The organism is Lachnoclostridium phocaeense, from assembly GCF_959599685.1.
GTDB classification, from domain to species: Bacteria; Bacillota; Clostridia; order Lachnospirales; family Lachnospiraceae; genus Claveliimonas; species Claveliimonas monacensis.
Window position 1 is genome coordinate 50,441 of sequence record NZ_CAUGIN010000018.1, and the last position, 13,788, is coordinate 64,228.

The following is a 13,788-nucleotide window of genomic DNA, read 5'->3' on the forward strand; positions in this document are numbered from 1 at the left end:
CAATGCTTGCTGAAAAGAGAGAATCAGAACACACCCATGAGCACCACCATGAAGCCTGCGGCTGTGGCCACGAGCATGGTCACGACCATGAAGCCTGCGGGCACGAGCATGACCACAGCCATCATTCCCACGAGGAGGTGCACCACACAGGCCGGGAATTTGACGGCGTATCTGCCGGCGTAGAGCAGAAGGTCTACATTCTTGAAGGACTTGGCTGTGCCAACTGTGCAGCCAAGATGGAGAGGCAGATACGGGAGCTGCCGGGCGTGGAGATGGCCACCATCACCTTTGCCACAAAGCAGCTCCGGGTGGCGGCCAACCACCAGGAGGAGCTCCTGCCCAGAGTCCGGGAGATCTGCGCCTCCATAGAGGAGCAGGTGACGGTGACACCCAGGGAGGAGATACAGACAGTAAAGAAAGTGGAAAAGAAGAGCCTTTTCCAGGAGAACAAAAAAGAGATCCTGATCATAGCAGCGGGGGCAGTCCTCTTTGCGGCGGGAGAGATTGCCGAGCATGCGGGGGCTCCGTCTCTCTGGCCCCCCGTGTGCTACGTCATCGCCTATGTGCTTCTGGGATGGGAGATTGTCTGGACTGCCTTTAAAAATCTGGGAAAAGGCCATGTGTTTGATGAGAATTTCCTGATGAGCGTAGCCACGCTGGCAGCTTTTGCCATAGGCGATTTCGCTGAGGCGGTGGGAGTGATGCTGTTTTACCGGGTCGGCGAGCTCTTTGAGGATGTGGCTGTGGCCAGGAGCCGTTCTCAGATTATGGAGGCTGTGGATATGCGTCCTGAGGTGGTGGGCCGCCTGGAGGACGGAGAAGTGCACGAGATCCCGGCGGGAGACGCGGCGGTGGGAGATATCCTTCTTGTAAGACCGGGAGACCGCATCCCTCTGGACGGCGTTGTGACGGAGGGGGAGAGCCGGATCGACACCTCCCCTGTGACCGGAGAACCGGTTCCGGTGACTGTGCGAAAAGGTTCCCGGCTTGTGTCCGGCTGTGTCAATGAGCAGGGCGTGCTGCAGATGAAAGTGGAGAAGCCTCTTGCTGAGTCCATGGTGACAAAGATACTGGACTCTGTGGAAAATGCGGCTGCCAGCAAGCCGAAACTGGACCGCTTTATCACAAAATTTGCCAGGGTCTACACGCCCATCGTAGTGCTGGCGGCAGTGGCCACGGCTATCATACCGTCTCTCATAACCGGGAACTGGAGAGAGTGGATCTACACGGCGATCACTTTCCTTGTCATCAGCTGCCCCTGCGCTCTTGTCCTGAGCGTCCCCCTTGCCTTTTTCTCCGGTATTGGGGCCGGGTCGAAAAAGGGTATCCTCTTTAAGGGAGGCGTTGCCATCGAGGCGCTGAAAAATGTAAAGGCAGTGGTCATGGATAAGACAGGCACGATCACAAAAGGAGAATTCCAGGTGCAGAGCGTGATCCCCTTCGGAAGGGAGAGCATGGATACACTGCTGCAGACAGCTGCCCGCTGTGAGATGGGGTCCACCCATCCCATCGGGACCAGCATTGTGGAGGCTGCCAGAGAGAAAGGCATGCCTCTGGAGCGGCCCAAAGAGGTGGAGGAGATCTCCGGAAAAGGCATACACGCTGTTCTGGAGGAAAGAGAAGTCCTCTGCGGGAACAGGGCTCTCATGGAAATGTTCCACGTAAAGATGGACCGGTATGCAAACGACCAGTACGGCACAGAGGTGCTTCTGGCCTTTGACGGGGAACTGGCCGGCTGCATCGTCATTGCGGACTCTCTGAAAAATGAGGCAAAAGACGCCATAGACATGATGAAAAAACAGGGGCTTGTGACGGCCATGTTCACAGGCGACAGCAAGGAGAGCGCCCGGGCGGTGGCCGGTGAGGCGGGCATTGACAAGGTGTTTGCACAGCTCCTTCCCCAGGATAAGCTGGCCCATCTGCAGGAAATGCGCCGGGAAAGCGGGGCGGTCCTGTTCGTGGGAGACGGGATCAACGATGCCCCTGTGCTGGCTGGCGCGGATGTGGGGGCTGCCATGGGAAGCGGTGCAGACGCGGCCATTGAGGCGGCAGACGTGGTCTTTATGACCTCCCAGGTGACGGCGGTTCCGGAGGCCGTTGCCATTGCCAGGAAGACAGGACGGATCGCCATGCAGAACGTGGTCTTTGCACTGGCAGTGAAAGCGCTGGTCATGATCCTTGGATTTGCGGGAATGGCCAACATGTGGATGGCGGTGTTCGCGGACACGGGAGTGGCCATGCTCTGTGTGCTGAACTCTATCCGCGCCCTGTACGGAAAAACCGTATTACAAAAGTATTAAGTTTCCTTGATTTTCGGCGAAAAGGTTGAAATGCCAGGGGTATTTTGGCATAATTAACAGATGAACTGATATTCATATGAATAAGGCAGACAGAACGATGACTTCAGAAAGGGTGACTGACGATGAAAAAGACAGAGGCAGAATGCTGTGACGTAGTGGCTGCACATACAGATATCATCCGGGAAGTGCGCGCCAAGATGCCCGGAGAGGTGACGATCCAGGAACTTGCGGACTTCTACAAGGTGTTTGGAGATGCCACCCGCATCCGCATTCTCTGCGCCCTTCTGCAGGCCGAAGTGTGTGTCTGCGACCTGGCGGAGCTGCTGGGCATGAGTCAGTCTGCCATTTCACATCAGCTTCGGATCCTGAAGCAGATGAAGCTTGTGAAGAACAGAAGAGAGGGAAAGGCTGTCTTCTATTCACTGGCTGACGGCCATATCCAGACGATCATCAGCCAGGGCATGGAGCATATCAGCGAGTAAAGTGTAAGAATAACAAAAAAGGGGCGGAATGATGGCGAAGGAAATCAAGATACAGGCGGGTATACTGGCGGCAGGAGCGATCCTATATGTTGCCGCTGTTATTTTGTCGGGACAGATGATGATGAAAAACGAAGTGCGTTTTTTTCTGTTTCTTGCCGTGTATCTTGTGGTCGCATTCCGCTCTTTTTATAGTATCAGCAGCAGCCTTGTCCAGAAAAAGCTGGAGAAAGAGCATCTGCTCATGGTGATCGCTACAGTGGGAGCCCTTGCCGTGGGGCATTACATGGAAGCGGTAGCTGCCATGCTCCTGTTCCAGGTGGGCTGCATTCTCGAGGCAGTCTCTGTGGACAGGACAAAGAGGACGATTGAAAAATTTATAGATATACGCCCTGCCTTTGCCACGAGAAAAGAGGAGAGCGGCGAAGTGCAGGTGGAGCCGTCCCAGCTTGAAGTGGGAGATGTGATCATTATCAAGCCCGGCGAGAGGGTTCCGGTGGACGCGGTGATCCAAAGCGGAAATACCAGTCTTGACACAAAGGCCCTGACAGGTGAGGCCATGCCCGACAGTGTGGGCCCTGGCAGCCGGATCTACAGCGGAAGTATCAACATGACCGGTGTGGTGGAAGCCGAGGTGAAGAAGCTCTACAAGGACTCTACCGTGTCCAGGATCATGGAGCTGGTGGAGGGAGCCCAGAAGCAGAAGGCAGACAGTGAAGGGTTTGTGAGGAAATTTACCCGGATCTACACGCCCGTGGCTGTGCTGGCGGCTCTGCTCATCATGGTCTGCCCGCCTCTCCTTATCACCGGAAGCGGCTGGGAGACCTGGATCTACCGGGGAATGATCGTACTCATTGCGGCATGCCCGACAGGTCTGATCCTGTCTGTTCCCATCGCCTTTTTAGGAGGGATCGCCTCGGCGGCCCGCCAGGGCATTGTGGTCAAAGGCGGCAACTATCTGGAAATGCTGGCAAAGGTGGATACATTTGTTTTTGATAAAACGGGTACACTGACAGAAGGTACTTTCACAGTGACCCGGGTGCGGCCGGAGGGGATCACGAAGGAGGAGCTTCTGGAGATCACAGCCCATGTGGAGAGCTATTCCAACCATCCTATCGCCCAGTCGCTTATGAACGCCTACGGCGGGGCCTATGATGCCTCGAAAGTGACAAACGTGGAGGAGATGCCCGGATACGGGATCAGCGCCGACTATGCCGGCAGCAGGGTACATATCGGAAACCTCCGTATGATGGAGGAGCAGGGGCTCAGGGTAGAGCAGGTGAAGACCGTCGGGACCGTCATCTATGTAGCTCGTGAAGACCGGTATGCCGGCTATATTGTCATCGAGGACCAGATCCGGGAGAATGCCCGGTGGACCATGAAGATGCTGCGGGAGAGGTACAATGCCGTTCTGGTCATGCTTACGGGAGACAGCCGGGCTGCCGGTAATGCGGTGGCAAAAGAGCTGCAGCTGGACTATGCCTACACAGAGCTGATGCCTGAAGACAAGCTGGAACAGATGGAGGAATTCATGCAGTACCAGTATGAGGCGGAGAGAGTGGCATGTGTGGGAGACGGGATCAACGATGCCCCGGTGCTCGCCCGGGCGGATGTAGGAATCGCCATGGGGGCTCTCGGGTCTGACGCGGCTATCGAGGCGGCTGACATCGTTCTTCTGGAGGATGAGCTGCCTAAAGTTGTGGATGCGGTGCGGATTGCTAAGGAGACTGTCCGGGTGGTGAGCCAGAATATCAATTTTGCGCTGATCATGAAGTTTGTTGTACTCCTTCTTGCGGCGGCCGGCTATATCACCATGTGGGAGTCTGTGTTTACAGATGTGGGGGTTATGATCATCTCCATCATCAATGCGGCGGGCGTTGTAAAATATTCGGCCTGATGGCGGGGAGAGTGTAGACGAAGGGAGTTTGAATATGAAAAGACAGGCAGGAAAATTTGCGGCGGTTCTTCTGGCTGCCCTGATGCTGACAGGGTGCGGCTCCAATCTTCTGGAGGAGGGAACTGCCCTTCTGGAAGAGGGAAAATATGCGGAGGCGGCCGACACGTTCCAGGCGGCTGTGGATGAGGACAGTGAGGACGCGGAAGGCTGGAGAGGACTTGGCCTTGCTAAGTGGGAGCATCAGGACTACGAGGGGGCTCTGGAGGCCTTTCAGTCTGTTCTGGATAACGGAGGAGAGAAGACAGGAGAGCTGTACAACCTTATGGGATGCTGCGCCATGCAGCTGGAAAAGCCCACAGATGCACTGAATTATTTCCGCCTGGGTATGGAGGCGGAGGATGTCAGCGAGGAGATGATGCAGGAGATGCGCTTCAATGAGATTGTCGCCTACGAGCAGGCAGGTGACATAGAGAGCGCCAGATCCAAGCTGGCAGATTATACAGCCGACTATCCGGATGACGAGAAGGCGGCGAAAGAGGCAGAATTTCTCGAGACAAGATAAGGAAACCAGATAAGGAGTCTTGCGTATATGTATGAGACAGCGGAGAAAAGAGAGCGGGTCATCCTGGTGGGTGTGAGCCTGGCGGACAGTGACGATGCGGAGCAGTCACTGGATGAGCTGGAGGAACTGGCCCGCACCGCCGGTGCCCTGTGCGTTGGGCGCGTCCTGCAGAAAAGGGAGCAGATTCACCCGGCCACTTACCTTGGCAGAGGGAAGACAGGAGAACTCAAAGATCTGATCTGGGAGACGCAGGCCGACGGCATCATCTGCGATGACGAGCTGTCACCGGCCCAGATCGGCAATCTCAAGGATGAGCTGGATGTGAAGATCATGGACAGGACCCTTCTCATCCTGGATATCTTTGCGGCGCGGGCTTCCACAAGTGAAGGAAAGATCCAGGTGGAGCTGGCCCAGCTGAAATACAGACAGTCCAGGCTCACGGGACTTGGCACCTCTCTGTCCAGGCTGGGAGGCGGCATCGGCACGAGAGGACCTGGTGAGAAGAAGCTGGAGATGGACCGGCGGCTGATCAAAGGGCGGATCTCCCAGCTCACAAGAGAGCTGAAAGAGGTGAAGCGGCACCGGCAGCTTACCCGGGAGTCCAGGGCAAAGAGCCGCATACCGGTGATCGCTATCGTGGGCTACACCAACGCCGGGAAATCCACGCTCCTGAACGCTCTGACCGGGGCCGGCATCCTGGCGGAGGACAAGCTCTTTGCCACGCTGGATCCGACCACCAGGAACCTGAAGCTGCCGGGCGGACAGGAGGTCCTCCTGACAGACACGGTGGGCTTTATCCGCAAGCTGCCCCATCATCTTATCGAGGCCTTTAAGAGCACGCTGGAGGAGGCGAAGTACGCAGATCTTCTGCTCCACGTTGTGGACGCTTCCAACCCGCAGATGGATCAGCAGATGCATGTAGTCTACGAGACGCTGCGGGAGCTGGAAGCCTCAGATAAGCCGGTGATCACAGCTTTCAACAAGAAGGACCGGTTTGTGGGAGAGTACGCGCCCCGGGATTTCCAGGCGGAGAGGACTGCTTTCATCTCGGCAAAGACAGGGGAGGGCGTGGAGGAACTTCTGGCCTGTGTGGAGGATGTGTTGCGGGAGCAGAAGGTGGAGATCGAGCAGATCTACCCATACAGCGACGCAGGTAAGATACAGCTCATCCGGAAATACGGGGAACTGAAAAAAGAAGAGTATACCCAGGAGGGAATCTATGTCCGGGCTTATGTGCCTGTAGATGTTTACGGAAAACTCACCCATGATCCGTCAGGAGGAAGATAATATGGCATTGAAATTTATTTTTGGGGGTTCCGGTTCCGGGAAGTCCCATTATCTATATGAGAGGATCATACAGGAGGCCGGGGAAAATCCCGGCCTTTCCTATCTGGTCCTGGTGCCGGAGCAGTTTACCATGCAGACCCAGAAGGACCTTGTGATGATGAGCCCTGCGAAGGGGATTATGAATATCGACGTCCTCAGCTTCGTGCGCCTGGCTCACCGGATCTTTGAAGAGACAGGCAAAGGAGGCTTTCCTGTGCTGGATGACGAGGGGAAGAACCTGGTGCTGCGCAAGATCGGCGGGGACCTGGAGGAAGAGCTGACCGTGCTGAAGGGCAACATGCGGAGGCTGGGCTATGTCAGCGAGGTAAAATCCGTCCTCTCCGAGTTCATGCAGTACGATGTGGGCGAGGAACAGCTTGAGCAGGTCATAGCAGAGGAGCAGGAGGGCTCATACCTGTCCTTTAAGCTGCAGGACTTAAAACTTCTCTACAGGAGCTTCCAGGACTATCTGAAGGGAAAGTACACCACAAAGGAAGAGCTGCTGGATGTGCTGGCAAAAGTGGCGGGGGATTCCGCCCTGCTGAGGAGGAGCACAGTGGTGCTGGACGGTTACACCGGGTTTACGCCCGTACAGAATCGTCTTCTGGGAGAGCTCCTGACCATCTGCAGGGATGTGATCGTCACAGTGACGATCGACGGAAGGGAAAATCCCTACGCCTGGGACCATCCTTATCAGCTGTTTGCCATGAGCAAAAAGACGGTCACATCGCTGGTGGAGATCGCCCGGGAGCGCCATGTGCCGGTGGAAGAACTGAAATTTCTGCGGCCCCAGGTGCCTCCCAGATTTCAAGAGAGCCCGGCTCTGGCTTTTGTGGAGAATCATCTTTTCCGATATGGAAATACGGTCTTTGAGGGTGAGCAGGACGGTGTGGAGATCCATGTGGCAGCCAGCCCGGACGAGGAGGCGGAGGCAGCCGCCCGGAAGGTGCGCGCCCTTGTGCGCGGGGAGGGGTACCGGTACCGGGAGATCGGCGTGATCGCCAGCGACATGGAAGTCTATGGCAATTATCTCAAAAAGGCCTTTGCCCGCTATGAGATCCCGGTTTTCATGGATCAGAAGAGGAGCATTCTGCTCAATTCTTTTGTGGAGTATATCCGCAGTCTTCTTGCCATGTCCAGGGAGAGCTTTACATGTGACAGCGTGTTCCGTTTTTTGCGCACCGGATACACTTCCTTTTCCAGAGGGGAGCTGGACGATCTGGAGAATTATTGTATGGCCCTTGGCATCCGGGGATGGAAAAAATGGCAGCAGCGCTGGATCCGCCGGCCTGAGGGTATGGCTGCAAAGGAGCTGGAGAGACTCAACCACATGCGTGTCCTCTTTGTGGAGAAGATGGAGCCTCTCCTTTTCGTGCTCCGCCAGAGGAGGAAGACCGTCCGCGATATCACAGAGGCTCTCTATGACTTCCTGGCCGGAGAGGAGATGCAGCTTGCCCTGAAAAAGCAGGAGGAGACTTTCCAGGAGAGAGGAGAGAATGCTCTGGCCCGGGAGTACGCCCAGATCTACGGTATTGTCATCGGGCTTTTTGACAAATTCGTGGAGCTTTTGGGCGAGGAACAGGTCTCCCTGCAGGAGTACAGTGACCTGCTGGATGCAGGGCTTGCGGAGGCCAAGGTGGGAGTCATTCCTCCGGGCATCGACCAGGTGGTGGCTGGAGATATGGAAAGGACCCGGCTGAAGGGGGTGAAGGCCCTGATCTTCGTGGGGGCCAATGACACCTTCCTTCCGGGCTCCCTTGTGCGGACCGGCCTTCTCTCCGAGCGGGACGTGAAGGCCTTTGAGAAGGAGAAGATCGCCCTGACGCCGGGGAGCAGGGAGCAGGCCTATGTACAGAAATACTATCTCTACCTGAACCTGACCAAACCTTCCCGGAAGCTGTGTGTCTTCTACAGCAGGGTGTCCGCTGACGGAAAGACCATCCGTCCATCCTACCTTGTGCAGGAGCTGGAGAAACTTTTCCCGGATCTGGCCGTCACAGACGAGGACGCTCTTTCGCTCCGGGACAGGGAACTTTCTCCGAAGACCGGGCTGTCTGAGCTGATCGAAGGGCTGCGGATGAAGAGTGAAAAGGCGGGGGGCGCCTGGATGGAGCTCTATAACTGGTACAAAAAGCACCAGGAGTGGGGAGATAAGCTGGGCGCCATCCTGGAGGCGGGATTTTACAGAAGACCGGCAGACGCTGTCACGCAGGCTGTGGCAGAGCGGCTGTACGGGGACCGGCCGCTGGAGAGTATCTCCCGCATGGAGAAGTTCTCTGCATGCGCCTTTGCGCATTTCCTCCATTACGGGCTGCGCCTGAAGGAGAGGGAGGCCTATGAGTTCCAGGCAGTGGACATGGGAAATGTGTTCCACGGGGCCATCGAGAGGTATTCCCGGAAAGCCTCCGCCAGCAAGGAAGGCTGGATCGGACTTGACCGGGAGGAGCAGAAGAAGCTCTGCAAGGAGAGCGTTGAGGAGGCCGTGACAGACTACGGCAACTCGGTTCTCTACAGCACATCCAGGAATAGCTGGCTCATCACCCGGATCGAGCACATGATGGAGCGGACTGTGTGGGCGCTTACAGAGCAGCTGAGGGCCGGGGATTTCCGGCCGGAGGCCTATGAACTGAAGTTCGGCGCGGGAAAGATCGACCGGGTGGATACCTGCGTGGAGGAGGACAAGGTCTATGTCAAAGTCCTGGACTACAAGACAGGACAGACAGCCTTTGACTTGTCCCTTGTCTATGGAGGGCTGCAGATGCAGCTCCTGGTCTACATGGAGGAGGCGCTGAAGATCGCAGGGAAGAAGTATCCGGGCAGGGAGCCTGTCCCCGCCGGAGTATTCTATTACCACATCCAGGATCCCTTTACAGAACCGAGGGAAGAGGAGAGTCAGATCCAGGAGAGCCTTTTGAAGAAGCTCCGGCCGGATGGTCTGGTGAGCCTGGAGGGGGACTCCCTCTGGCATCTGGAGCACAGGGCCCAGGGGGATTCTCTGGTCATCCCTGTCTCCTTCAAAAAGGACGGGGATCTCTCTGCAAGATCGAAGGCCTTGCCGGGAGAAAACTTCCGCATGCTGGGAGTCTTTGCCAGCAAGAAGGCGGGGGAACTGCACGACCGCATCGCTTCCGGTGAGGCAAAGGTCCAGCCTTACAGGTACGGGGACCGGACCGGCTGCGACTACTGCGGATACCGGCATATCTGCGGATTTGACAGCTCCCTTCCGGGCTACAGCTACCGGGAGGTCAGCAGGATGGGACAGGAGGAGGCGCTGCTGCGCATCCAGGCATACGGCAGGACAGAGGACGGCGCGGCAGAAGCAGGAGACAGACAGGAGGAACAGCCATGAGCGTAAAGTGGACAAAAGAACAGCAGAGTGTCATTGACTTAAGAGACCGCAGCATCCTTGTGTCCGCTGCGGCAGGATCCGGCAAGACAGCCGTGCTGGTGGAGCGGATCATCACCATGCTCACCCGGCAGGAGGACCCTCTGTCCGTGGATGAGCTGCTCATCGTCACGTTCACAGAGGCGGCCGCGGCGGAGATGAAAGAGAGGATCCGCACAGCCATTGAGAAGAAAGCCCAGGAGGATCCCTTCAACGAGCATCTGCGGCAGCAGGCCACCCTGATCCACAGCGCTTCTATCACGACTATCCACAGCTTCTGTCTCTCTGTGATCCGGGAGAATTTCCATGTCATTGACATGGATCCCTCCTTCCGCATCGGCGAAGAGGGGGAGCTGAAGCTGCTGGAGCGGGATGTGCTGCAGGAGCTCCTGGAGGAAAAGTATGAGAAGAAAGAAGAGCGTTTCCTTGCCTTCGCGGAGAGCTATGCGTCGGGAAAAAGCGACCGGAAGCTGGAGGAGATCATCCTGAGGCTGTACGAGTTTTCCAGGAGCTGTCCGGACCCGGAAGGATGGCTTGCGGACTGTGTCCGTGCCTGCCAGATTCATAGCGGGGAAGAACTTGCCCGGACGCCTTTCTTTGCCTTTGTCCGGGAGGAAGTGGATCACGCCATGGAGACGGCGGCCAGTCTGAAAGACCAGGCGCTGGCACTCTGCCTGGAGCCGGACGGCCCTTACATGTATGAGGAGATGCTGGAGAGCGACATGAAAAACGTGGAGCGATTCCGGCAGGCCGCTGCCTACAGCCAGTACCGGCAGGCGGCGGAGCAGATCTCCTGGAAAAAACTGGCTCCCAACAGAGATAAGGCTGTGTCAAAAGACAAGGCGGAGCGGGTGAAAAAGCTCCGGGATGAGCTGAAAAAGGCGGTGGTTTTTCCGGCAGAGCAGTATTTTTCTCAGACAGAAGAAGAGGTTCTTGCGGGGCTGGCAGCCTGCGCGCCCATGATGGAGGAGCTTAAGGACCTGACGGAGGCTTTTGCTGTTCGGTTTGAGGAGAAAAAGAGGAGCCGCGGCATGATCGACTACTCGGATATGGAGCAGTATGCCCTGCGCATCCTCACGGAGAAGACAGAGGACGGCCTGCGGCCTTCTGCCTGCGCCAGGGTGTACCAGGAGCAGTTCCGGGAAGTCATGATCGACGAGTACCAGGACAGCAACCTGATCCAGGAGGCCATCCTGACAAGTGTGTCCCGCACCTGGCAGGGGAGAAACAACATTTTTATGGTGGGGGATGTGAAGCAGAGCATTTACCGCTTCCGCCTCTCCAGGCCGGAGCTTTTTATGGAGAAGTTTGATACCTACCGGATTTACGAGGGGAAGGGGACGGACAGCCCGACCCAGCGGATCGACCTGTTTAAGAATTTCCGAAGCCGGCCGGAGGTGCTGGACAGCGTCAATGCCCTTTTTCGCCGGATCATGATACCGGAGCTTGGAGGCATCACCTACGACGACAGGGCTGCTCTGTGGCCCGGCGCTTCCTATCCGGAGAGCCTGGGCAATGAGACAGAGCTTCTTCTCATTGACGGCAGCCCGGAGGAAGAGCTGGAGGAGGCAGCAGGAGAAAAGCTCTCTTCCAGAAAACTGGAGGCCAGGGCAGTGGCAGACTGCATCCGCAGGCTCTTAAAAGAGCAGATGGTGACGGACAAGGAGACGGGAAAACTGCGGCCGGTGCGCTATGGGGACATTGTCATCCTGACGAGGAGCATCAAAGGGTGGAGCGATGTGTTCATGGAGGTGCTGCTGGAGGAGGGCATCCCGGCCTGCGCGGGGACAAAAGAAGGGTACTTTGAGACAAGGGAGATCGGCGTGCTGCTGGATTACTTCCGGGTGCTGCAAAATGAAAAGCAGGATATTCCCCTGACAGCAGTCCTCTCTTCCTGGTTTGGGCGCCTCACGGACGAGGAGCTGGCCAGGATCCGGATCGCCTGCCCTGACCGTCGCTTCTGTGAGGCGGTGGAACAGTATCGGAGTCAGGGGGAAGACCCGGCTCTTCGAGAGAAGCTGGCTGCCTGCCTGGACAAGATGGACTATTTCCGGGAGAAGGCCTCCTATACGGCCATCCACGAACTCCTGTGGGAGATACTGGATGACACCGGATACGGGGACTATGTGGCGGCTCTTCCCGGCGGCGAGCAGAGGAGAGCCAACGTGGACATGCTGGCCCAGAAGGCCATGGCCTTTGAGAGCACCAGCTACCAGGGGCTGTTCAATTTTGTCCGCTACATTGAGCAGCTCCAGAAGTACAACGTGGACTACGGGGAGGCCTCTGTCAGCGATGAGAATGCAGATACTGTGCGCATTATGAGTATCCACAAGAGCAAGGGCTTGGAGTTCCCCGTGGTGATCGCGGCCGGAATGGGAAAAGGCTTCAACACCCAGGACACAAAGGGGAATATCCTCATCCACGCCTCCCTGGGTGTGGGGATGGATGTGGTGGATCTTCAGCGCCGCACAAAGGCTCCCTCCTTCTACAAGCAGGTGATCCAGCGGAAGGAAAAGCTGGAGAACCTGGGGGAGGAGCTTCGCGTTCTTTACGTGGCCTTGACCCGGGCGAAAGAGAAGCTGATCCTGGTGGGGACGGCCAAGGACCCGGCAGGAAAGCTGGAGGAGGTGCGGCCCCTCTCTTTTGGCGATCTGTCCCGGGCTTCCAGCTATCTGGACTGGATCCTGCCCGCTGTGGCCGCAGGAGCCTCTCCTTTCCAGGTGGAGATACTGGATCTGAAGGAGCTGGTCAGAAGGCAGGTGCAGGAGGAGGCAGAGGGCATTTTCACGAAGAAGGCGCTGGAAGACTGGAATACACAGGAGACCTACGACTCTGGGATGAAAGAGAATCTGGAGGAACAGTTTTCCTATCGATACCCTTATCCGGACCTGGAGGGGCGGAAGCTGAAATTTACAGTGTCTGAGCTGAAAAAAAGAGAGTATTTAAGAGAACTGTCCCTGGAGGAGCCGGGGGACGCAGGCGAGCTGCCCTTTGAGGAGCCGGATGTGGTGCCCTTGATCCCCAGGTTCAGGGCCGCGGAGGAAGAGCTTACCGGCGCTTCCCGGGGAAGCGCCTACCACCGGGTGATGGAGCTTTTAGATTTTACGGAAGAGTACAGTGAAGAAAGCCTGGCTGCCGCTGTCCGGGCTATGGAAGAGAGCGGCCGGATTGCTCCGGAGATGGCCCGCTGTGTCCGCACCGGAGATATACTGGAGTTCACCCGGTGTGAGAGCGGCAGGCGGATGCTTGAGGCGTCCAGGAGAGGACAGCTTTTCCGGGAGCAGCCTTTTGTGATCGGCGTGGATATGGAAGAGGTGTACCCGGACAGCGCCGGCGGGGAAGAGGATAAAATCCTCGTCCAGGGGATCATCGACGTCTGGTTCCAGGAGGAGGACGGCCTTGTGGTGCTGGATTATAAGACCGACCAGGTGCAGACGGCAGGCCAGCTGACGGAAAAGTATCATGCCCAGCTGGACTACTATGCGAAGGCCCTTGAACAGCTCGTGGGCAGACTGGTTAAAGAGAAGATCATCTATTCCTTTACTTTGCGTGAAGAGATCAACCTGCCGGGGTAAGGACCGGCAAGAGGCAGAGCAGCCCTGCTCTGACAGGAAAACTTAGGATTCCTGTCAGGGCGGGGCTGTTTTATTTTTGTATAATATTTATTGACAAATAATACTATACAACATATAATATAGCCATAAAAATAATATTAGAATTTTGATCATATCAGTGCCGGACACTTGACGGCGCTGTAAGGCAGGAAGAAAAAGGAGTGATGGTATGGTATTTAACACCGGAGCTGCCCTTCTTGACGCGATCGTCCTGGCGGTTGTTTC

Annotated in this window: 7 protein-coding genes; all 7 read left to right on the forward strand. The window is 56.7% G+C overall.

Going from position 1 to position 13,788, the window contains the following annotated elements:
* The first annotated feature begins 2 nt into the window (after positions 1 to 2).
* The 7 genes from Q5911_RS09625 to addA all read left to right on the forward strand — a co-directional run bounded on the left by Q5911_RS09625 (position 3) and on the right by addA (position 13,524).
* On the forward strand, positions 3 to 2,300 hold the full coding sequence (locus Q5911_RS09625; RefSeq protein WP_303182534.1) for a heavy metal translocating P-type ATPase: 2,298 nt from the start codon (positions 3 to 5) through the stop codon (positions 2,298 to 2,300).
* A gap of 122 nt (positions 2,301 to 2,422) precedes the next feature.
* Positions 2,423 to 2,782 carry an ArsR/SmtB family transcription factor gene (locus tag Q5911_RS09630; RefSeq protein ID WP_303182535.1) on the forward strand — a complete coding sequence of 120 codons (360 nt, stop codon included), beginning with the start codon at positions 2,423 to 2,425 and terminating at the stop codon, positions 2,780 to 2,782.
* A 28-nt stretch (positions 2,783 to 2,810) separates the two neighbouring features.
* Positions 2,811 to 4,676: a heavy metal translocating P-type ATPase gene (locus Q5911_RS09635; protein ID WP_303182536.1), complete on the forward strand. Its 1,866-nt coding sequence runs from the start codon at positions 2,811 to 2,813 to the stop codon at positions 4,674 to 4,676.
* A 34-nt stretch (positions 4,677 to 4,710) separates the two neighbouring features.
* Positions 4,711 to 5,238 carry a tetratricopeptide repeat protein gene (locus Q5911_RS09640; RefSeq protein WP_303182537.1) on the forward strand — a complete coding sequence of 176 codons (528 nt, stop codon included), beginning with the start codon at positions 4,711 to 4,713 and terminating at the stop codon, positions 5,236 to 5,238.
* Positions 5,239 to 5,265: 27 nt separating this feature from the next.
* On the forward strand, positions 5,266 to 6,525 hold the full coding sequence (gene hflX, locus Q5911_RS09645; RefSeq protein ID WP_303182538.1) for a GTPase HflX: 1,260 nt from the start codon (positions 5,266 to 5,268) through the stop codon (positions 6,523 to 6,525).
* Between the two features lies 1 nt (position 6,526).
* Positions 6,527 to 9,913, forward strand: coding sequence for a PD-(D/E)XK nuclease family protein (locus tag Q5911_RS09650; protein WP_303182539.1), 3,387 nt, complete (start codon positions 6,527 to 6,529; stop codon positions 9,911 to 9,913).
* Positions 9,910 to 13,524, forward strand: a complete 3,615-nt coding sequence (gene addA, locus Q5911_RS09655) for a helicase-exonuclease AddAB subunit AddA (protein WP_303182540.1) — start codon at positions 9,910 to 9,912, stop codon at positions 13,522 to 13,524. Before Q5911_RS09650 ends, addA begins: the two co-directional genes overlap by 4 nt.
* Positions 13,525 to 13,788 lie beyond the last annotated feature (264 nt).

Bases quoted from the DNA above. Each gene is read 5' to 3' on its own strand.
- Q5911_RS09625 (WP_303182534.1), top strand. From the start codon at position 3: ATGCTTGCTGAAAAGAGAGAATCAGAACACACCCATGAGCACCACCAT.
- Q5911_RS09630 (WP_303182535.1), top strand. From the start codon at position 2,423: ATGAAAAAGACAGAGGCAGAATGCTGTGACGTAGTGGCTGCACATACA.
- Q5911_RS09635 (WP_303182536.1), top strand. From the start codon at position 2,811: ATGATGGCGAAGGAAATCAAGATACAGGCGGGTATACTGGCGGCAGGA.
- Q5911_RS09640 (WP_303182537.1), top strand. From the start codon at position 4,711: ATGAAAAGACAGGCAGGAAAATTTGCGGCGGTTCTTCTGGCTGCCCTG.
- hflX (WP_303182538.1), top strand. From the start codon at position 5,266: ATGTATGAGACAGCGGAGAAAAGAGAGCGGGTCATCCTGGTGGGTGTG.
- Q5911_RS09650 (WP_303182539.1), top strand. From the start codon at position 6,527: ATGGCATTGAAATTTATTTTTGGGGGTTCCGGTTCCGGGAAGTCCCAT.
- addA (WP_303182540.1), top strand. From the start codon at position 9,910: ATGAGCGTAAAGTGGACAAAAGAACAGCAGAGTGTCATTGACTTAAGA.